The organism is Bacillus sp. AFS088145, from assembly GCF_002564465.1.
In the GTDB taxonomy this organism is placed as follows: domain Bacteria; phylum Bacillota; class Bacilli; order Bacillales; family Bacillaceae_G; genus Gottfriedia.
In genome coordinates, this window is the sequence record NZ_NUUX01000040.1 from 1 (window position 1) to 20,849 (window position 20,849).

The following is a 20,849-nucleotide window of genomic DNA, read 5'->3' on the forward strand; positions in this document are numbered from 1 at the left end:
TTTCAAAGTTCATTTTGTCGTCCGTATCTCTTGGCGACTTCTATATAATAACAAATCTAACAACCTTGGTCAATAGTTTTTATAATATAATTTCAAAAAAAAATAAAACATTACACTTCATTAAAATTCCCTTCAACTCAAGCATTTATCCTCCTATCTAAATTAGTACATAATGGTGATATACTAATCAAAATCGTAATAATAAAACCATAATCTAATAGTAGAAAGTATTTTCGGTGCTTACTCCATTTAACCGGATTGTGTTGTAGTTAACTTAAAACATTAATAATGTATCATAAGTGAAAATACCAACCAATTTGAATAGCCCAAAAATGATCTGATTAATGCTAATCTTCATTAAGGCGACGGCTATTTTGAAATCTATTTTTTGTTTTTTAAATTAGATGAACGCTCAAGCACTCATTTTGTATATGAAAGGATCAATACTTCTTCCACCCGATTCTCTATGATTAACACATCAGTATACAATAAAAAAAAGAGAGAACATACTCGTTCCCTCTTTACTAGTCACTGCTATATTATTCTTCTGTTGTTTCAATCTCATCTTCGTTTTCAAGAGTCGTTAATTCAGCTTCATTTTCAGCTTCTTCATCAATTTCCTCTTCTTCTTTCGCAGCAATTGCTACAGTCGCAACATGACCTTCTTGATCAAGTTTTATTAATTTAACACCTTGGGTAACTCGACCTAAACGTGAAATTTGCTCAATTGGCATACGGATCATTACACCAGACTCAGTAATTAACATTAAATCTTGTTCGTCACTTACACATTTTAATGAAATCATCTTACCGTTTTTATCTGTGACATTAAGCGTTTTTAAACCTTTACCACCACGGCTTTGAATTCGATATTCTTCCTGTGCAGTTCGCTTACCATAACCTAGTTCAGTAACAACAAGAATATCTAAGTGTTCTTCAACAACTTCCATTCCAACAACATAATCATCATCAGAAAGTGTAATTGCTTTAACACCCGTTGCCGTTCTTCCCATTGATCTAACATCATCTTCATTAAAACGAATCATCATACCTTTTGAAGTACCGACCACAATATCTTTTGTTCCGTCAGTTAGACGTACTGATATTACGTCATCATCTTCTTTTAAATTTATTGCAATTAATCCGTTGGTACGAATGTTTGCAAAGGCAGATAAAGGTACACGTTTTGCTATTCCTTGTTTTGTTGTAAAGAATAAGTACCAATCCTCTAGAAATTCACTTACTGGAATAATAGCGTTAATATTTTCATCTCGGTCAATTTCTAGTAAGTTTACGATTGGTAATCCTTTAGCTGTACGACTATACTCTGGAATCTCGTAACCTTTTGAACGGTATACTTTTCCCTTATTCGTAAAGAATAAAATTGTATCATGTGTTGAAGGGGTTAGTAAGTGTTCTAAGAAGTCGTCATTATTAGTACCCATTCCTTGAATACCACGTCCACCTCTACGTTGAGATCGGTAAGTAGAAACTGGAAGACGTTTAATATATCCATTATGAGTTAAACTTACAATGATATTCTCCACTGGTATTAAGTCTTCATCTTCAATGATTTCAACTCCACCAGGAACAATTGCTGTTCTTCGTTTATCATTATACTGCTCTTTTAGCTGAGTTAATTCTTCTCGAATAATTTCAAGAACTCTTTCCTCATCCGCAAGAATTGCTCTTAATTCTGCAATCAACTTGATTAACTCTTGGTATTCTTCTTCGATTTTTTCGCGCTCTAATCCAGTTAAACGTTGTAACCTCATATCTAAAATTGCTTGAGCTTGCTTTTCAGATAAATTAAATGTTTCCATTAAGCCGTTTTTAGCGATTTCTCCTGTTTGAGAAGCTCTAATTAAGCTAATTACAGCATCTAAATGGTCTAAAGCAACCTTCAAACCTTCTAAAATGTGTGCACGCGCTTCTGCTTTTTCTAACTCAAACCGTGTTCTGCGTTTAATAACAATAATTTGATGGTCTAAATAGTGTTTTAAACAGCTTTTTAGAGATAAAACTTTTGGTTCACCATTTACAAGTGCTAATAAATTAATACCAAAACTTGTTTGAAGAGCAGTTTGTTTATATAGATTATTTAAAAGTACATTTGCGTTCGCGTCTCTTCTAACTTCAATGACAATACGCATACCATTTCGATCAGATTCATCGCGTAAATCAGTAATACCTTCTATTTTCTTATCTCGAACTAGTTCAGCAATTCGTTCAACAAGCTTAGCTTTATTTACTTGATAAGGTAACTCTGTAACAATAATTGTTTGTCTACCATTTGCTTTTTCTTCAATTTCAACTTTTGCCCTAATAACAATAGAGCCTTTACCAGTTTCATAGGCCTTACGGATACCACTTTTACCTAGAATCATACCCGATGTAGGAAAATCTGGTCCTTGAATATATTCCATTAATTCTTGAGTAGTGATTTCTGGTTCTTTACTTAATGCAAGAACACCATCAATTACTTCACCTAATTGGTGCGGAGGAATATTCGTTGCCATACCAACCGCTATTCCCGTTGCTCCGTTTACTAACAAGTTAGGGAAACGTGCAGGAAGAACGATTGGCTCTCTTTCTGAACCATCATAGTTATCTTGGAAATCAATCGTGTTTTTATTAATATCACGAATCAATTCCATCGAAATTTTAGACATCCTAGCCTCTGTATAACGCATCGCCGCCGCCGCGTCACCATCAACTGATCCAAAATTTCCATGGCCATCTACTAACATATATCTGAAGTTAAAGTCCTGAGCCATACGTACCATTGTTTCATATACAGCAGAGTCACCATGTGGGTGATACTTACCGATTACTTCACCAACGATACGCGCTGACTTTTTATAAGCTTTATCAGCTGTCATACCTAAATCATTCATTGCATATAAAATTCTTCTATGAACTGGCTTAAGGCCGTCTCGTACATCTGGTAACGCTCGAGAAACAATTACACTCATTGCATAATCTAGGAAGGAATTACGCATTTCATGACTTATATTTATTTCTTTAATTTGTTGATTTTCACTCAACATCGGCACCTCCCTTTAGTTTCCGTATCTACCTGAGAAAAGGAGCATATAGCTCCTTACAAATACTTGTTAAATATCTAAATTCTTTACATACTTAGCGTTATCTTGAATAAAGTTACGTCTTGGCTCTACTTTTTCACCCATTAATGTTTCAAACGTTTCATCCGCTTCGATCGCATCTTGAAGGTTAACTTGTAGTAACGTTCTCGTTTCTGGATTCATTGTAGTTTCCCATAACTGTTCAGGGTTCATTTCACCTAGACCTTTATATCGTTGGATAACAGGTTTTGGTACTGCATTTAAAGTCGACATAATCTCATCCATTTGTCGATCATTATAAGCATATTGTATTTTCTTCCCTTGCTGGATCTTATATAAAGGTGGTTGAGCAATATAAATATAACCACTTTCAATGATTTGACGCATATAACGATATAAGAACGTTAACAATAAAGTACGGATGTGGGCACCATCTACATCAGCATCCGTCATCAATATAATTTTATGATATCGTGCTTTCTCGATATCGAAATCATCACCGATTCCAGTACCAAAAGCAGTGATCATTGAACGAACCTCGTTATTTGATAAAATTTTATCAAGTCGAGCCTTTTCAACATTAATAATTTTCCCACGTAAAGGAAGAATTGCTTGGAAGTGACGGTCTCGTCCTTGTTTAGCACTTCCACCCGCTGAATCACCCTCAACGATATAAATTTCGCTGATAGAAGAATCTTTTGAAGAGCAATCAGCTAATTTCCCAGGTAAACTTGATACTTCTAAAGCACTTTTTCTTCTCGTTAATTCACGAGCCTTTTTTGCAGCAACACGAGCCCTAGCAGCCATTAAACCTTTTTCAACTATTTTTTTAGCTTCTGTCGGATTCTCTAATAAAAACTTTTCAAGTTTCTCTCCAAAAATTTGCTCTGTAATTGTACGAACTTCACTATTACCCAACTTAGTTTTTGTTTGTCCCTCGAACTGTGGATCTGGATGTTTAATAGAAACGATCGCCGTTAATCCTTCACGTACATCCTCACCCGATAAATTGCTATCTTGATCCTTAATTAGACCATTCTTACGACCATAATCATTAATAACGCGAGTTAAAGCAGTTTTGAACCCAACCTCGTGCGTACCACCTTCGTGTGTATTAATGTTATTCGTGAATGAGTAAATATTACTTGTATAGCTTTCGTTATATTGAAGTGCAATTTCTACACTAATTCCATCTTTTTCACCAATTACAAAAATTGGTTCGTCATGTATTACTTCTTTAGAACGATTTAAATGTTCAACGTATGATTTAATTCCACCTTCGTAATGGAATTCTTTATTTTGTTTGTTTTCTCTACGGTCTTCGATTGTTAAGCGAATACCTCTATTAAGGAACGCTAATTCTCTTAAACGGTTTGCTAATATATCAAATTCATAAACTGTCGTTTCAGTGAAAATTTCAGTATCAGGTTTAAAATGAGTAATCGTTCCGGTAACATCTGTTTCACCAACGATACTCATATCTGCAACAGGTATACCTTTAGCAAACTGTTGATAATAAATAGTACCTTCACGATGAACGTGAACTTCTAGCAAAGTAGATAACGCATTTACTACTGAAGCACCTACACCATGTAATCCACCAGATACTTTGTATCCTCCGCCGCCAAATTTACCACCAGCGTGAAGTACTGTCATAATTACTTCTAAAGCAGGTCTACCCATTTTTTCATGGATACCTACTGGAATTCCACGGCCATTATCCTTAACTGTAATACTATTATCTTCTTCAATTATTACGTTAATCTCATCACAGTATCCAGCCAATGCCTCATCTATACTGTTATCAACGATTTCCCATACTAAGTGATGTAATCCTTTTCCGCTCGTAGAACCGATATACATACCCGGTCTTTTACGTACGGCTTCTAAACCTTCAAGAACTTGTATCTGGTTTTCATCATAATTATGTTCTTGCATCTTTTGATCCATTGTCATGAACACTCACCTACTTTTTTTATTTTACATAAAAGAATTAGTAAATTTCAGCTATGCTTATTAGGCGGCGTAGTAGAAATTTCATAAGTTATTTATCGAGAAGTACTTATAATTGTTCCATGTGAAACATTTATAATATTAGCTTGTTTTATTGTTTCGTGCTGAATTCCGTCGACACTTGTTGTTGTGACAAAAGTCTGTACTTTATTTTGAATTGCATTTAATAAATGTGTTTGACGATAGTCATCTAGCTCTGAAAGAACATCATCTAATAAAAGTATAGGATATTCTCCAACTTCCTCTTTAATCAGTTCAATTTCTGCTAGTTTTAATGAAAGAGCTGTTGTCCGCTGCTGTCCTTGCGATCCAAAAGTTTGAACGTTTTTGTCATTTACCATAAAAACCAAATCATCTCTATGCGGACCAAGCAATGTAGTACCTCTTGATACTTCACGTTCTTTTTCAGCTTCAAAAAGTTTTATGTACTCATCTTCCATTTTCGTCAAATCTGTTAAATCTGATACATTAATGCTTGGTTTATATATAATTTCTAGTTTTTCGGTCTCTCTAGAAATTTGACTATGAATAGGCGATGCCCAATCCTGTAGTAATTTGATGAACGAAATTCGTTTTTCGATTATTTTTACGGCATGTTTTACAAGCTGAGATGTTAGGACTTCAAGCATTAAATAGTTCCGATCTCGGCTAGTTTGTAATGTTTTTAGTAGTGAATTTCGCTGTTGGAGGATTCTTAGGTACTGACTCAGTTCATGTAGGTAAACAGGCGAAACTTGTCCTAGTTCCATATCTAGGAATTTACGACGCACTTGCGGACTACCTTTTACTAAATGTAAATCTTCCGGTGCAAACATAACGACATTCATCACGCCTATATATTGACTTAACTTCATCTGTTCAAGATGGTTCAGCTTTGCTTTCTTACCTTTCTTTGAGAGGATTAGCTGTAGTGTTACTTGCTGATTTTTTTTCTGTAACGTACCCTTTATTGTACCATATTCTTCATCCCAACGTATCATTTCTTTGTCATTGCTTGTTCGATGAGACTTTGTTAAAGCTAGCACATAAATGGATTCCATTAAATTTGTTTTACCTTGAGCATTCTCACCAATAATGACATTAACATTATTTTGAAAATTTAATTCAAGTTTTTCATAATTACGATATTGTTTTAGTTGTAAATCTTTAATATACAATGGGATTCCCCCAAAACTTATGAAGTTATAATATACGAACCTTTTCCAGTTATAGAAATTGTATCATTTAACACTAATTTTTTTCCTCTTCTGTTCTCAGGTTCATTGTTCACAAAGATTTCATGCTCAGATAGAAACCATTTAGCCATTCCGCCTGTATCAATTACACCCGCAAGCTTTAAAAATTGACCTAATGTAATATAATCTGTATTTATTTTAACTTTTTCTGTTTTCATTTTTTATCACCCTCATTTATCCATTCCTTAATTGTACTAAACTTCTGTAAGAAAAAAAACACTTAACCCTTATTTTGTCTATTAACTACAAAAAGACTGACCTAAATGTACTTTGCACTCCCCAAACAAATTTGTAGAATAAATTTATTATTCATTCTACTCGTTGGAGATTGCTAGTACATTCTATTAGGTCAGCCCCTTTCGATAGAATTTACTAACTAGTATGTGCGAACTGGTAAAATTAATTGCAATGTTCTTGAATCATTTACAGTACGAATTAAAAATGGTCTCATAGCCCCTGTAAATTGAATATAAATTTCTGGGCTTTCAATTGCTTTTAATGCATCCATAACATACTTCGCACTAAAAGAGATTTTTAATTCTTCACCTTTAATATCCTCGCATACAATTTCGTCTACTACTTTACCGATTTCAGGAGAATAAGAAGAAACATTGACCACTGAGTTACCAACTGTTTCTAAGTGGACAACATTATTTCTTCCTTCCCTTGCTAATAAAGAAGCACGATCAATAGCTTGTAAGAATTCTTTCGTCATTACAGTTAGTTCCGTTTTACTTTCACTTGGAATTAACTTTGATGTATCAGGATAATTACCTTCTAATAATCGAGTAAAGAACAATAGATGTTTAGTTTTAAATAAAGCTTGATGTTCTGTTAAGACGATTTCAACTTTTTCATCATTGTCATCTAGAATTTTACTTAATTCATTTAGACTTTTCCCAGGAATTACTACACTAGATTTAAATTCACTTGTTGTAGAATTTTCGTCAATTTTAGCTTGTCTTAAAGCTAGTCGATGGCTATCTGTTGCTATACATGTTAAATCACCATTTTCGATCTTCCAGTTTACACCGGTTAAAATTGGTCTAGTTTCTGAAGTTGATACTGCAAACACAGTTTGACGAATCATAAATTTTAATAAATCTGCAGAAATAGAAATTGTTTCATGTTCTTCAATTTGAGGAAGTAGTGGATATTCCTCAGAGTCAAAACCATTTAAGCTAAATTCAGTTTTTCCAGCTCTTATTGTAGTTACATAATTATTATCAGATTCTAATTCGACAAAATCTGAAGGCAATTTTTTTACAATATCACTAAAATATCGAGCATTTAATACAATGCTTCCAGATCGCTTTACATCAACTAGTTGTTGATCATCTAATACGGTTGGTAAATACGATTCTATTGATATATCTGAATCACTACCTGTGAAAGTTAGACCTTCACTTGTAACGACTAATTTAATTCCAGTTAAGATTGGAATAGTTGTTCTTGATGAAACAGCTCTCATAACTTCTTGTACAGCTTTAACAAGATGATCTTTTTGTACAGTAAATTTCATTGTTTGTACTCCTTATATAATTTATAAAATAATATAGTAATAGTAGTAGGGCCTGTGGATTTGTGGATAACTATATTTTAGTAAAGAAAAATAAGTCTATCAACATGTGGATAGACTGTGTAAAAAAGATAGAAAGTTATGCACAGGTAAATAACTCTACTGATTTAATTTTTCATTGATTTCTTTAATTTGAGATTGCAACTGTGAGTCAGTTTCAACTAATTTTGAAATTTTTTCATGCGCATGAATAACTGTTGTATGATCTCGGCCTCCAAACTCTTCTCCTATTTTTGGTAAAGAATGGTCTGTAAGCTCTCTTGAAAGATACATTGCAATCTGTCTTGGGAAGGCTACAGATTTTGTGCGTTTCTTTGCTTTAAAATCCTCTAATTTAATACTAAAAAATTCTCCAACTGTTCGTTGAATGTCATGTATTGATACTATTTTAGGCTTCGTCGCTGTAATTAAATTCTTTAAGGCTTCAGCGGCCACACTAGCGTTTATATCCTTGTTAATTAATGATGAATAAGCGACTACACGAATAAGAGCTCCTTCTAATTCACGTATATTCGTATCAATTTGATTTGCAATATATAACATTACCTCATTTGGAATATCTAACCCCTCAGCCTTAGCTTTTTTACGTAAAATCGCAATCCTTGTTTCTAAATCTGGTGGTGTGATATCCGTAATAAGGCCCCATTCAAATCGTGAGCGAAGTCGATCTTCTAATGTAGGAATTTCTTTAGGTGGTCGGTCACTTGAGATAATGATTTGTTTACTTTCTTCATGAAGAGTATTAAAAGTATGGAAAAATTCCTCTTGCGTTTGTTCTTTTCCAGCTAAGAACTGAATATCATCTATAAGTAGTACGTCTACATTACGGTACTTATTTCTAAATTCAATTGCTTTATTATCACGAATTGAATTAATGAACTCATTTGTAAATTTTTCTGATGATAAATAAACGACTTTGGCATTTGGATTATGCTCAAGTACATAGTGTCCAATTGCGTGCATTAAGTGGGTTTTTCCTAACCCAACGCCCCCATATATAAATAATGGGTTATAGGCTTTTGCAGGCGCCTCAGCAACCGCTAATGATGCTGCATGGGCAAAACGGTTACCTGAACCAATTACGAAAGTATCAAAAGTATATTTAGGGTTTAACATACTTTGATTGAACTCTACTGGTTCCTCAAATTTTACTTTGGCTTTAACGGCCGGTATATTCATCTCTATTTCTTCTACATGATTTTGAGGAAGGATAAATTTAATTTCTAATTCCGCTCCAGTTATTTCTAAAACTGTATCCATTATCAATGATGAATACTTTGACTCAAGCCAATCACGGGCGAATTCATTTGGGGCAATAATTGTTAAAGTATCATTCTTTAAAGAAAATGCCTTTGTTGATTTTAGCCATGTTTCAAAGCTTGGTTTACTAATTTTTTTTTCTATTTCTGCTAGAACCCTGGACCACAGATCCCCTATATTCTCCAAACAGTAATCCCTCCTTACAAAGCTTGTTCAACTTTTGTACAAGCACATAAATTAAGTATTTATTTTTATTCATGTCTTTGAATATGTGTTATTTTATAAAACTGCAAAAATCCACTTTATTTGACAGTATTCACCCATGTGGATAACTTAAAAATGGTACAAGTGTAAAACCTGTCCACAAGTTATTAACATCTGTGGACAAATAAAAATAATAAACGACTTGTCCAAAGTGGAAAACAAATTAATAATATCAAAAATCTTTAGCTATTTCAATGAGTAGTTAATGTTATCCACATGCTAATCCACTTGTTTAAAAAAATTGTCCACAGAAAAAGAACTTGTGTAAAAGTTGTCAGTAACTGCTGTGGGTAAAAAATATGTAGAAAAATATTATCCACAGAGCACTTAACAATTTTAAGAAAAGGGGAAGTCATAGTTTTTTGTAGATTTTTTTATTCACTTAAAAGTGCGTTTAAAAAATCTTTCGACACCATATTTTTGCTCGGATTAATCGTTTATAAATTTGTTGGAGGGAAATGATAGGAGTAAATCGCATTTCTTTTATTAAATTGAGTGACTTTCTTTTTATTTATTTCTGACTAAAACTCGCTGGATCAACCATTCTTCACAAATTGGAAATAATTATTCATCATGATTTAACATCTTACATTGACATTAATAGTAGTTATTCTTTATAATTTATAGGACTGTCTATTACAGTAATTCCTCAGGGAGGTGTCATATAATGAAAAGAACATTTCAACCAAACAAACGTAAACGCAGCAAAGTACATGGTTTCCGTAGCCGTATGAGCACTGCAAATGGACGTAAAGTTCTAGCAGCTCGTCGTCGTAAAGGAAGAAAAGTATTATCTGCGTAGGCCACTGTCAACAGTGGTCTTTTTCACTAATAAGAAGGCCTTTTTTGCTTTTATGTCACAATTTGTAAGTAAAAAAGGCCTCATTTTTTTTAAAAAAATTGTTATGATAATTGAAGGAATCATTTGAGGTGTCAGTAGAACATGAACAAGAAAAACAGAATAAAAAAGAATGCAGATTTTAGTCGCGTTTTTCAAAAGGGATCGTCAACTGCAAATCGACAATTTGTAATCTATACATTAAAAAAAGAAGATCAAAAGCAATTTCGAATAGGATTATCTGTTAGTAAGAAGTTAGGTAATGCTGTAGAGAGAAATCATATTAAGCGGTATATAAGACAAGCTCTTACTGAATTAAGTGATGATCTTCGTGTGAATATGGATTTTGTTGTGATCGCAAGAAAGCCCTGTACTGAACTACCTTTTAATGAATTTAAAAAAAGTTTAATTCATGTGTTGAAAAGGGCGGAAGCGCTTAAAATACGTGATTCAAAACATAAATTAGATAAAAATCAAATTAAGTAATTACATATTTAAATGTAACTTCTTAAAGGAGGAACTAGTTTGAAGACTAAGAAGTACCAATTGCTAGTTACAGTTCTTTTATTAGTAGTCGTGTTAGCTGGGTGTTCGCAAACAAACCAACCGATTACATCTGAAAGTACGGGGATTTGGAATGAGTATTTCGTTTATCCACTATCATGGTTAATCACAGCTGTGTCTAAAATTTTTGGTGGAAGTTATGGAATGTCGATTATCGTCGTAACACTTTTAATCCGTTTAGCTTTACTACCGTTAATGATTAAACAAATTAAAAGTACGAAAGCGATGCAATCAATCCAGCCTGAAATGGCCAAACTTAAAGAAAAATATTCTTCTAAGGATCAAAAAACTGTCCAAAAATTAAATGAAGAAACAATGAAGTTGTACCAACAACATGGTGTAAACCCACTTTCTGGTTGTTTACCAATTTTTATTCAAATGCCAATTTTAATTGCTTTCTATCATGCGATTATGAGAACAATGGAAATTAAAGCACATGACTTCTTATGGTTCCAATTAGGACATCCGGATCCAATTTATGCTTTACCAATCATCGCTGGTATTACAACTTTCATACAACAAAAAGTATCGATGAGTACTGGTTCAATGACTGGACCTGCTGCTCAACAAATGAAAATCATGCTTTATGTTATGCCAATCATGATTTTAATATTTGCTGTTAGACTTCCATCTGCTTTAGCTTTATATTGGGTAGTTGGTAATACATTTATGATTCTTCAAACATTATTTGTTAATAGAGGTAATACTACCGTTAAAAATAACAATGTAGGAGGGGCTAGTAAGTGAGAGAAGTAACTGCTACTGGTCAAACAATCGAACAAGCAGTTCAAATAGCACTTCAGCAACTTAGTTCAACAGAAGAAGACGTAGAAATTACAGTAATCGAAGACGGCAAAAAAGGATTTTTAGGATTTGGTGCTAAACCTGCTAAAGTATTAGTTGTTAAAAAGAAGACTTTAATCGAAAAAGCATACGACTACCTTTTAAATATTGTTAAAAGTCTTGATGAAACTGTAGATGTAAATTTCGAATTGCAAGGAACTAAAGAACAAACCTTCTTATTTACAGTAAAGGGTGATAAGGTTGCCCTTATTATTGGAAAAAGAGGTAATACTTTAAATGCTCTTCAATTCTTAGTTCAAACATTTGTAAATCGTCATTCAAAACAATTGGTTCATGTTGTCGTTGACGCAGAGAATTATCGATTAAAACGTAAGGAATCGCTAGAAATTCTTGCAAAAAAGACTGCTAAAACAGTTTTAAAAACAAGAAAGGCGATCTCTTTAGAGCCAATGCCTTCTTTCGAAAGAAAAATTATACATCATATACTGACAGATATGCCGAATATCTCTACAAAGTCTGTAGGCCAAGATCCGCATCGTCAATTAGTTATAGATTTAAAGAAACCAATTAAGGGATAAGCCTTAATTGGTTTTTTAATGTTCTTCATTCAAGTCATTTAAGTTTACTTGTACTTTCGTACGGTTATAATATAAAAACATTCAATTATAAAATTCTTTATGCTATGCTATAGATTTAGAAGTAACATGTTAACTTATGTTTAACATGCTCCGAGGTGATTTTTTGATGGAATTCGATACAATTACAGCCATATCGACACCAAAAGGCGAAGGTGCAATTGCCATCGTTCGATTAAGTGGCGATGAAGCTGTTCAAATAGCGAATAAATTATTTAAAGAAAAAGATTTAAATATAGTAGATTCACACACAATTCATTACGGACATTTAGTCGACCCAAGTTCCGGTAATATTGTTGAGGAAGTTATGGTTTCGATCTTAAGAGCACCAAAAACGTTTACACGTGAAGATGTTGTCGAAATAAATTGTCATGGTGGAATTTTTTCGGTTAACAAAGTACTTGAATTAGTACTATCACAAGGGGCTAGATTAGCGGAGCCTGGTGAATTTACAAAAAGAGCATTTCTTAATGGACGAATCGACCTATCTCAGGCAGAAGCAGTAATGGATTTAATTCGTTCAAAGACTGACAGGGCAATGGCGATAGCAATGAATCAAGTAGAAGGTCGATTGTCTAAGTTAGTTAATAGCTTAAGACAAACATTACTTGAGATTTTAGCTCATATTGAAGTAAATATTGATTACCCTGAATATGATGATGTTGAAGAAATGACCAATATTGTTTTAATTGAAAAAGCAAAAACAGTTCGAGTTGAAATACAAAAACTGCTAGAAACATCAAAACAAGGTAAAATTTTACGTGAAGGACTATCTACTGTCATTATAGGTAGACCTAATGTTGGGAAATCGTCTCTTTTAAACACACTTGTCCAGGAAAGCAAAGCAATTGTTACTGATATTCCAGGTACAACGCGTGATGTTATTGAAGAATACGTAAATGTAAGAGGTGTGCCATTACGTCTAATTGATACAGCCGGTATTCGTGAAACTAAGGATGTTGTAGAAGCAATCGGTGTTGAAAGATCTAAAAAAGTATTGAATTTGGCTGACTTAGTTTTATTTGTTTTAAATAATAATGAGCAATTAAGTGAAGAAGACCGTAAATTATTTGCCGAAATGAGCGGTAAAGACGTAATTGTGATCATTAACAAAACAGATTTGTCACAAAAGCTCGACATGAATGAAGTAAAGGTATTAGTTGGTAATGCTACAATTGTTACAACTTCCTTAAAAGAAGAAAAAGGAATTGATGATTTAGAAAAAGCAATAGCCAACTTATACTTTGAAGGGCAAATTGAGGCACAAGATTTAACTTATTTATCTAATGCTAGGCATATTGCGCTATTAAAGCAATCAGAACAGACAATCAATGACGCAATTGAAGCTATGCAAAATGGTATGCCGATTGATTTAGTACAAATTGACTTAACAAGAGCATGGGAATTGTTAGGTGAAATTGTTGGAGATACAGTTCAGGAAAGTTTAATCAACCAGCTATTTTCCCAATTCTGTTTAGGAAAATAAAATGGTTAGGAGGAGAAAAGATGAGTTTTGAAGCAGGCAATTATGATGTAATCGTTATTGGAGCTGGTCATGCTGGATGTGAAGCCGGTTTGTCATCTGCTCGAATGGGTGCAAAAACATTAATGTTGACAATAAATCTCGATATGGTCGCATTTATGCCTTGTAACCCATCAGTAGGTGGTCCTGCCAAGGGGATTGTTGTACGTGAAATTGACGCACTTGGCGGTGAAATGGGTCGAAATATCGATAAAACACATATTCAAATGAGAATGTTAAATACAGGTAAAGGTCCGGCAGTACGCGCATTGCGTGCCCAAGCGGATAAATTTGCTTATCAACACGAATTAAAGAAAACCATTGAAAATACAGAGAATCTAACACTAAAGCAAGGATTAGTAGAAAGATTAATTGTAGAAGATGGACAATGCACAGGTGTAATTACACAAACAGGTGCAATTTATCGTTCAAAAACAGTTGTCATTACAACTGGTACTTTCTTACGCGGAGAAATTATTGTAGGAGAATTAAAGTACTCAAGTGGTCCTAATAACCAACAACCAGCAATTAAGCTTTCTGAGCACTTAGAGGAATTAGGAATAGAACTTGTTCGCTTTAAAACAGGTACGCCTCCTCGTGTAAATAGTCATAGTATTGATTATTCAAAAACAGAAATACAACCTGGCGATGATGTACCCCGTGCATTTTCATTCGAAACAGAACCAGTTGAAACAGAACAAATTCCTTGCTGGTTAACTTACACAAGTGAAACTACACATCAAATCATCGACGATAACTTACATCGTTCGCCGATGTACTCTGGTATGATTAAAGGTACTGGGCCACGTTATTGTCCTTCTATTGAGGATAAAGTTGTCCGATTTAATGATAAACCAAGACATCAAATTTTCTTAGAGCCAGAAGGAAGAAATACTCAAGAAGTTTATGTACAAGGATTATCAACTAGTTTACCTGAAGATGTACAGGAAAAGATGCTGCGTTCGATTGCAGGTCTTGAAAATGTTCAAATGATGAGAACTGGATATGCAATTGAATATGATGCGATTGTACCTACTCAATTAAGGCCAACATTGGAACTTAAGCAAATTAACAATCTGTATACTGCTGGTCAAATTAACGGAACTTCGGGTTATGAAGAAGCAGCTGGTCAAGGTTTAATCGCAGGAATTAACGCTGCATGTCGTTCACTAGAGAAAGAAGAGTTAATTTTAGATCGCTCTGAAGCTTACATTGGTGTTTTAATAGATGACCTAGTAACTAAAGGGACAAATGAACCATACCGTCTTCTTACTTCTAGAGCAGAATATCGATTATTACTACGTCACGATAATGCCGATTTACGTTTAACTAAAATCGGTCAAAGACTTGGTTTAATAAATGATGAAAGATATGCAGAGTTTGAACAAAAGAAAATGTTAATTGAAGAAGAAATAGAGCGTTTAAAAGCAACTCAATTAAGACCGACAAAAGAAGTACAGGAATTGATTGCAAAAAATGGTGGTAGCGAACTGAAAGATGGCATTCGTGCAGCAGATCTTTTACGTCGTCCTGAAATGCTTTATGAGCATATCCATCTTCTTGCCCCATCTGAAAAAGACTTACATTCAGATGTTAAAGAACAAGTTGAAATACAAATTAAGTATGAAGGTTATATTGAAAAATCATTAAATCAAGTAGAACGTATGAAAAGAATGGATTTAAAGAAAATCCCTGAAAATATCGATTATCAAGCTATTCACGGCCTTGCTACTGAGGCAAGACAAAAGCTTGAGCAAGTGCGTCCTCTATCAGTAGGTCAAGCTTCTCGTATATCTGGTGTTAATCCAGCAGATATTTCGATTCTACTTGTTTATTTAGAACAAGGAAAAATTGCAAGAATATCGAACTAATAATAGATAGGGGTATTACTAGTGAATAAAGAACAATTTATCGCTGCTCTTAAAGATAAAGGAATCCATTTGTCTGATTTTCAATTAAAACAATTTGATATATATTTCCACACATTAGTTGAGTGGAATAATAAAATGAACTTAACTGCTATTACAGAAGAAACCGAAGTATATTTAAAGCATTTTTATGATTCAATTAGCGCTGCCTTTTATTTCGATTTCGCTAATGAAATTACTTTATGTGATATTGGTGCAGGAGCGGGCTTCCCCTCTATCCCAATTAAAATATGTTTCCCTTCTATCAATTTAACGATCGTAGACTCCCTTCAAAAGAGGATTACATTTCTAAACCATTTAGCGAAGGAATTACAATTAGAGAATGTATCATTTATTCATGATCGAGCAGAAACTTTTGCTAAAAGAACTGGTATGAGAGAATCTTTCGATGTTGTAACTGCTAGAGCAGTTGCTAGAATGTCTGTATTAACTGAATTATGCTTACCACTTGTTAAACAAAATGGCTACTTTGTTGCACTTAAAGGTGCTGCTGGTCAAGAAGAGTTGGATAAAGCAAATTATGCTATAAAAACACTTGGTGGAGAAGTTAAATCAATTAATCACTTCACTCTCCCAGGCGAAGACAGTGATCGAAATATTGTTATAGTAGAAAAGAAACGGAAAACGCCAACTAAGTACCCTCGCAAACCGGGTACCCCTGGTAAAGAACCATTAGAGGTTTAATATGATAAACTAACAAATGTTTCACGTGAAACATTTGTTATGTTTATTCTATTGTGAACGAAATTCTAAAAGGGTGGGAATCACATTGAAAAGCACATTATCTAGGTTATTTGGCTTATCTGAAAAAGAAATTAATGAAGATTCGGTTTCGAGTAATGAAGTTATTCGCCAAATTCCAGTAAAGGACATTGTACCGAATCAGTATCAGCCTAGAACTTTCTTTGATGATGAAAAAATTAAAGAACTAGCGCTAACGATTCGAACTCATGGTATTATTCAACCAATTGTTGTTAGGGAAATTAGACCAAACTTTTATGAAATAATTGCCGGGGAAAGAAGATTCAGAGCTGTTTCATCTTTAGGCTGGGATACAATTCCTGCAATTGTGAAAACGTTTAACGATACAGAGACTGCCTCCGTCGCTCTGATTGAAAATTTACAACGTGAAGAACTATCTCCTTTTGAAGAAGCCGTAGCTTACCAAAAACTAATTGATTTACATAACTTAACTCAAGAGGCTCTAGCTCAGCGATTAGGTAAAGGTCAATCGACTGTTGCAAATAAACTGAGATTGTTGAAACTTCCTGGGGAAATACAACAAGCATTATTGGATAAGTCGATTACAGAACGTCATGCACGAGCACTTATTCCATTAAAGCTACCTCAACTACAAATTACTCTTCTTCATGAAATAATTGAAAAGCAATTAAATGTTAAACAAACAGAAGAACGAGTAGTTACATTACTTACTGAGAAAAAACCAAAGGCTAAACGTAAATTTAAGGCCATTAGTAAGGACATTAGAATTGCGATGAATACGATCCGTGAGTCTTTACAAATGGTTACTAAAACAGGCATGAATATTGATAGTCAAGAAGAAGAAAATGATGATTATTACCAAATAACAATTAAAATTCCAAAAAAATAAACATTAAATTCACCTCTTTTCAGTGGTGAATTTTTTTGTTCATTTTTAAATCTAGACACAACGATGAATCTATTCATGGTAAAATAGAAAATAAGAATTGTTTGTTGTGGAAGGAGTAGATTACATAGTGGTTAAAGTAATCTCTATAGCTAATCAAAAAGGTGGTGTTGGTAAGACTACAACATCAGTAAATTTAAGTGCTTGTTTAGCTCACTTAGGAAAAAAAGTATTACTAGTCGATATAGATCCTCAAGGTAATGCAACTAGTGGTATTGGAATTGAAAAGGCTGATGTAAATCAGTGTGTTTACAATGTATTAGTTGATGATGTTGAGGCGAAAAATGTCATTTTAAACACTGCTATTCCAAATTTTGATATTATTCCAGCAACAATTCAACTTGCTGGAGCAGAAATTGAATTAGTACCTACTATTTCTAGAGAAGTAAGATTAAAACGTGCTTTAGATACAGTAAAAGGTAACTATGATTATATTTTAATAGATTGTCCTCCATCATTAGGATTATTAACTTTAAACTCACTAACTGCATCTGATTCGATTATTATTCCAGTTCAGTGTGAGTATTACGCACTTGAAGGTTTAAGTCAGCTATTAAGTACTGTACGTTTAGTACAAAAACATTTAAATAAAAATTTAGCAATTGAAGGCGTATTGTTAACAATGCTAGATGCCCGTACAAATTTAGGGCTCCAGGTTATAGAAGAAGTAAAAAAATATTTTCAAGATCGCGTCTATAAATCAATTATTCCAAGAAATGTACGCTTAAGTGAAGCACCAAGTCATGGTAAACCGATCATTACATATGATCCAAAGTCAAGAGGTGCAGAAGTATATCTCGATCTAGCAAAGGAAGTGATTGATAATGGCTAAAGGTTTAGGTAAAGGTATTGGAGCATTTTTTCAAGATATCAATCAGCAAGAAGAGTTAGTTCAGGAAATTGATCTTAAAGAACTTAGACCTAACCCATACCAACCTCGTAAAGTATTTGATGAGACTGCAATGTTAGAATTAACTCAGTCAGTGATTGAACATGGAATTCTTCAACCAATCATTGCTAGAAAAAGCATAAAAGGTTTCCAAATCGTTGCTGGAGAAAGACGCTATCGCGCTGCAAAAAGTGCAGGTTTAAATACAGTTCCAGTTATTGTGAGAGACCTTACTGAAGAGCAAATGATGGAGTTAGCTGTATTAGAAAATTTACAGCGAGATGATTTAAATCCTCTTGAAGAAGCAGAAGCATATCAAACTTTAATTGAACAATTACACTTAACACAAGAACAACTGGCAAAGAAACTTGGAAAAAGTCGTCCACATATTGCTAACTATTTAAGAATTTTAACTTTACCTAATTCTGTTCAAAAAATGGTCGAAGAAGGCATGCTCTCAATGGGACACGGAAGAGCACTTTTAGGACTAAAACGAAAAGGGTTAATTGAGGCTACCGCACTAAAAGTAATTGAAAAAAACCTAAGTGTCCGTGAGGTTGAAACGTTAGTCAATGATCTAAATGAAAATGTTTCACGTGAAACATCAAAGAAAACGCCAGCTAAAAACATATTTTTTAGTGAGTATGAGGATCTTTTACAAGAAAAGTTCGGAACTTCAGTTAAAATTAAATCGGCTAAAGATAAAGGGAAAATAGAAATCCAATTCTTTAACAAAGAGGACTTGGAGAGAATTCTTTCAATTATAAAATGAGTTACTCATAGGGAATATTAAATGTGTTGGCTTCCAATGCAGTTAATACTCCCTTTTTGTTTTTAACTGACTTTTTTAAATTGTAAGTTAGGAAACTATTACGTTAAAAATCTAATTGGCACGTAAATTTTCTTTCAGTTTCTTTAATTGAATTTGCAATAAACTTAGCCATTTTCATTACTAGGCTTAATCTAGTATTTTGTAGAACGTAGAATTCCATAAACCCACTAACATTTACAACCCCGGTTAAATTAATTTCGCCAACTAAAGGTAATTCTTTTTTCATTGCCGCACCGGGTTTTAACGGACCATTGGATAAACGTACGCTACCAATACTTTTTACTCTGCCTAAACATGCATCTACAGCAATGATAAATGGATTGTTATACTTGCCTTTAATTCTTTCAAGTTGTTCTGAAAGATTTAACGCATGAATTGGCTCATCAAGAGTACCATAATAATGAAACCTACTTAAGTTTAATTCTCCTAACATGGTTCCAACTAAAGGACCCAAAGAGTCTCCCGTAGAACGGTCAGTTCCAATACATACAAAAACAATTTCTTTAGTGTGTACACTTGGAAGCGACTTACATAAACGATCTGCAAATCTGTTAATAGCGTTTTCGTCATCTAAAAATACAGAATAATCATCCTTAAATAGGTTACGCAAAGGATTTGCTGAAAATTGCATAATATCGCCTACTTTTCATTTAAGAGAGTAGTATTAGTTTATGCAAAATTTAAACAATTTATACTTTCGTCAAGCGATCTTCGTTATTAAATTAAACTATTATTACATTTGTACATATTTGTAGTTTTAAAATGATAATTCGTTTAGTATAACGTTTGAAGTCACTTGAAAATAGATAGGGGGAAAACAGTATGAATAATGCAGCAGATAAAATAGAAAATGCTGAAAAATTAATAAAAAAAAGCATGCTAACTCCGGAACAATGGGACACAATTTTAAATTCATCAATAAAGATAGCTCTAATTATTATCGTTTCAGTATTGGCTGTAAAACTCGGAAGAAAGTTAATCCGTAATCTCTTAAAGGTTAATGCTAGAGGACCGTTACAAGTATCAGAAAGAAGATCAGTAACACTTATTAAATTAATGGAAAATGTACTTGCATATGTAATTTTCTTTATTGCCGCTTTGACGATTCTCCCGATATTTGGTGTGGAAATAAAAGGACTTTTAGTTGGAGCAGGAATTGGTGGCGTAGCAATTGGATTTGGTGCACAAAGCTTAGTAAAAGATATCATTTCTGGATTTTTTATTTTGTTTGAAGATCAGTTTTCAGTTGGTGACTACATTAGAGTTCAAACTTTCGAGGGAACAGTACTATCAATTGGTTTAAAAACAACTAAAATTAGAAGCGGAACTGGTGAGCTCCATATTATCCAAAATGGAATGATTACTGAAGTAACCAATTTTTCATTACATAATGCTGTAGCAATGGTCGATGTTAGTATTTCATATGAGGGCGATATTGAACATGCGCAAAATGTAATTGAAGAGCATTTAGAAACTATGCCAGCTAGATATGAAGAAATGGTAAAACCTCCAGAGTTTCTTGGGATACAAAACTTAGGACCATCTGAAGTAACATTACGAATCTCTTCAGAAGTTAGAGCAATGACACAGTTTAAAATCTCTAGAGCAATTCGAAAAGAAATTAAGGAAGTACTTGAAAGAAATAACATAGAAATTTCGTATCCAAAGATGGTATTATATAAACAACCAGACACTAAAAATGAAAATGCGAATGTATAGTTTGTATGCTAC

18 protein-coding genes are annotated in these 20,849 nt (G+C 33.6%); 11 read left to right on the plus strand and 7 right to left on the minus strand.

The genetic code is table 11. From position 1 onward, the window contains the following. Positions 1–539: 539 nt before the first annotated feature. The 6 genes from gyrA to dnaA form a co-directional block, all read right to left on the minus strand. Complete coding sequence (gene gyrA, locus COI44_RS20220) at positions 540–3,050, minus strand: DNA gyrase subunit A (RefSeq protein WP_179887205.1); 2,511 nt, start codon at positions 3,048–3,050, stop codon at positions 540–542. Between the two features lie 66 nt (positions 3,051–3,116). Continuing rightward, positions 3,117–5,036 carry a DNA topoisomerase (ATP-hydrolyzing) subunit B gene (gyrB, locus tag COI44_RS20225; protein ID WP_098429596.1) on the minus strand — a complete coding sequence of 640 codons (1,920 nt, stop codon included), beginning with the start codon at positions 5,034–5,036 and terminating at the stop codon, positions 3,117–3,119. 98 nt (positions 5,037–5,134) lie between these two features. Next, positions 5,135–6,256, minus strand: a complete 1,122-nt coding sequence (gene recF, locus COI44_RS20230; protein WP_098429556.1) for a DNA replication/repair protein RecF — start codon at positions 6,254–6,256, stop codon at positions 5,135–5,137. A 17-nt stretch (positions 6,257–6,273) separates the two neighbouring features. After that, complete coding sequence (gene yaaA, locus COI44_RS20235) at positions 6,274–6,492, minus strand: S4 domain-containing protein YaaA (RefSeq protein WP_098429557.1); 219 nt, start codon at positions 6,490–6,492, stop codon at positions 6,274–6,276. Positions 6,493–6,710: 218 nt separating this feature from the next. Further along, positions 6,711–7,856 carry a DNA polymerase III subunit beta gene (dnaN, locus tag COI44_RS20240; protein ID WP_098429558.1) on the minus strand — a complete coding sequence of 382 codons (1,146 nt, stop codon included), beginning with the start codon at positions 7,854–7,856 and terminating at the stop codon, positions 6,711–6,713. A gap of 156 nt (positions 7,857–8,012) precedes the next feature. Next, entirely contained in the window at positions 8,013–9,359 is a 1,347-nt protein-coding gene (gene dnaA, locus COI44_RS20245; RefSeq protein ID WP_098429559.1) for a chromosomal replication initiator protein DnaA, read from the minus strand. A gap of 745 nt (positions 9,360–10,104) precedes the next feature. On the opposite strand from dnaA, the gene rpmH reads away from it, so the two are divergent. From rpmH to COI44_RS20295, 10 genes are all read left to right on the plus strand, one after another. Further along, a complete protein-coding gene (rpmH, locus tag COI44_RS20250) occupies positions 10,105–10,239 on the plus strand; it encodes a 50S ribosomal protein L34 (RefSeq protein ID WP_056467137.1) in 135 nt (44 codons plus the stop codon). A 141-nt stretch (positions 10,240–10,380) separates the two neighbouring features. Further along, positions 10,381–10,761 carry a ribonuclease P protein component gene (rnpA, locus tag COI44_RS20255; protein WP_098429560.1) on the plus strand — a complete coding sequence of 127 codons (381 nt, stop codon included), beginning with the start codon at positions 10,381–10,383 and terminating at the stop codon, positions 10,759–10,761. A gap of 39 nt (positions 10,762–10,800) precedes the next feature. Next, positions 10,801–11,586, plus strand: a complete 786-nt coding sequence (spoIIIJ, locus tag COI44_RS20260; RefSeq protein ID WP_069033639.1) for a YidC family membrane integrase SpoIIIJ — start codon at positions 10,801–10,803, stop codon at positions 11,584–11,586. Then, positions 11,583–12,221, plus strand: a complete 639-nt coding sequence (jag, locus tag COI44_RS20265; RefSeq protein WP_098429561.1) for an RNA-binding cell elongation regulator Jag/EloR — start codon at positions 11,583–11,585, stop codon at positions 12,219–12,221. The genes spoIIIJ and jag overlap by 4 nt, the downstream gene beginning before the upstream one ends. Positions 12,222–12,387: 166 nt before the next feature. Further along, positions 12,388–13,764: a tRNA uridine-5-carboxymethylaminomethyl(34) synthesis GTPase MnmE gene (mnmE, locus tag COI44_RS20270; protein WP_098429562.1), complete on the plus strand. Its 1,377-nt coding sequence runs from the start codon at positions 12,388–12,390 to the stop codon at positions 13,762–13,764. 20 nt (positions 13,765–13,784) lie between these two features. Next, the gene (mnmG, locus tag COI44_RS20275) at positions 13,785–15,671 is read left to right on the plus strand and encodes a tRNA uridine-5-carboxymethylaminomethyl(34) synthesis enzyme MnmG (protein WP_098429563.1); all 1,887 of its coding nucleotides are present in this window, start codon (positions 13,785–13,787) and stop codon (positions 15,669–15,671) included. A 21-nt stretch (positions 15,672–15,692) separates the two neighbouring features. After that, positions 15,693–16,412, plus strand: coding sequence for a 16S rRNA (guanine(527)-N(7))-methyltransferase RsmG (rsmG, locus tag COI44_RS20280; protein WP_098429564.1), 720 nt, complete (start codon positions 15,693–15,695; stop codon positions 16,410–16,412). Positions 16,413–16,497: 85 nt separating this feature from the next. Then, entirely contained in the window at positions 16,498–17,340 is an 843-nt protein-coding gene (noc, locus tag COI44_RS20285; RefSeq protein WP_098429565.1) for a nucleoid occlusion protein, read from the plus strand. A gap of 127 nt (positions 17,341–17,467) precedes the next feature. Next, positions 17,468–18,229, plus strand: a complete 762-nt coding sequence (locus COI44_RS20290; protein ID WP_025568951.1) for a ParA family protein — start codon at positions 17,468–17,470, stop codon at positions 18,227–18,229. Beyond that, on the plus strand, positions 18,222–19,058 hold the full coding sequence (locus COI44_RS20295) for a ParB/RepB/Spo0J family partition protein (RefSeq protein WP_098429566.1): 837 nt from the start codon (positions 18,222–18,224) through the stop codon (positions 19,056–19,058). Before COI44_RS20290 ends, COI44_RS20295 begins: the two co-directional genes overlap by 8 nt. A 103-nt stretch (positions 19,059–19,161) precedes the next feature. Here the strand turns inward: COI44_RS20295 and yyaC are convergent, their stop codons facing one another. After that, positions 19,162–19,749 (minus strand): spore protease YyaC, encoded by a 588-nt coding sequence (yyaC, locus tag COI44_RS20300; RefSeq protein ID WP_049813552.1) that lies wholly within the window; start codon positions 19,747–19,749, stop codon positions 19,162–19,164. A 191-nt stretch (positions 19,750–19,940) separates the two neighbouring features. Here yyaC and COI44_RS20305 point away from each other — a divergent pair, with 191 nt between their 5' ends. Then, positions 19,941–20,837: a mechanosensitive ion channel family protein gene (locus tag COI44_RS20305; RefSeq protein WP_098429567.1), complete on the plus strand. Its 897-nt coding sequence runs from the start codon at positions 19,941–19,943 to the stop codon at positions 20,835–20,837. Positions 20,838–20,849 lie beyond the last annotated feature (12 nt).

Bases quoted from the DNA above. Each gene is read 5' to 3' on its own strand.
- mnmE (WP_098429562.1), top strand. From the start codon at position 12,388: ATGGAATTCGATACAATTACAGCCATATCGACACCAAAAGGCGAAGGT.
- COI44_RS20305 (WP_098429567.1), top strand. From the start codon at position 19,941: ATGAATAATGCAGCAGATAAAATAGAAAATGCTGAAAAATTAATAAAA.
- yaaA (WP_098429557.1), bottom strand. From the start codon at position 6,492: ATGAAAACAGAAAAAGTTAAAATAAATACAGATTATATTACATTAGGT.
- rnpA (WP_098429560.1), top strand. From the start codon at position 10,381: ATGAACAAGAAAAACAGAATAAAAAAGAATGCAGATTTTAGTCGCGTT.
- dnaN (WP_098429558.1), bottom strand. From the start codon at position 7,856: ATGAAATTTACTGTACAAAAAGATCATCTTGTTAAAGCTGTACAAGAA.
- rpmH (WP_056467137.1), top strand. From the start codon at position 10,105: ATGAAAAGAACATTTCAACCAAACAAACGTAAACGCAGCAAAGTACAT.
- COI44_RS20295 (WP_098429566.1), top strand. From the start codon at position 18,222: ATGGCTAAAGGTTTAGGTAAAGGTATTGGAGCATTTTTTCAAGATATC.
- gyrA (WP_179887205.1), bottom strand. From the start codon at position 3,050: ATGTTGAGTGAAAATCAACAAATTAAAGAAATAAATATAAGTCATGAA.
- gyrB (WP_098429596.1), bottom strand. From the start codon at position 5,036: ATGGATCAAAAGATGCAAGAACATAATTATGATGAAAACCAGATACAA.
- yyaC (WP_049813552.1), bottom strand. From the start codon at position 19,749: ATGCAATTTTCAGCAAATCCTTTGCGTAACCTATTTAAGGATGATTAT.
- mnmG (WP_098429563.1), top strand. From the start codon at position 13,785: ATGAGTTTTGAAGCAGGCAATTATGATGTAATCGTTATTGGAGCTGGT.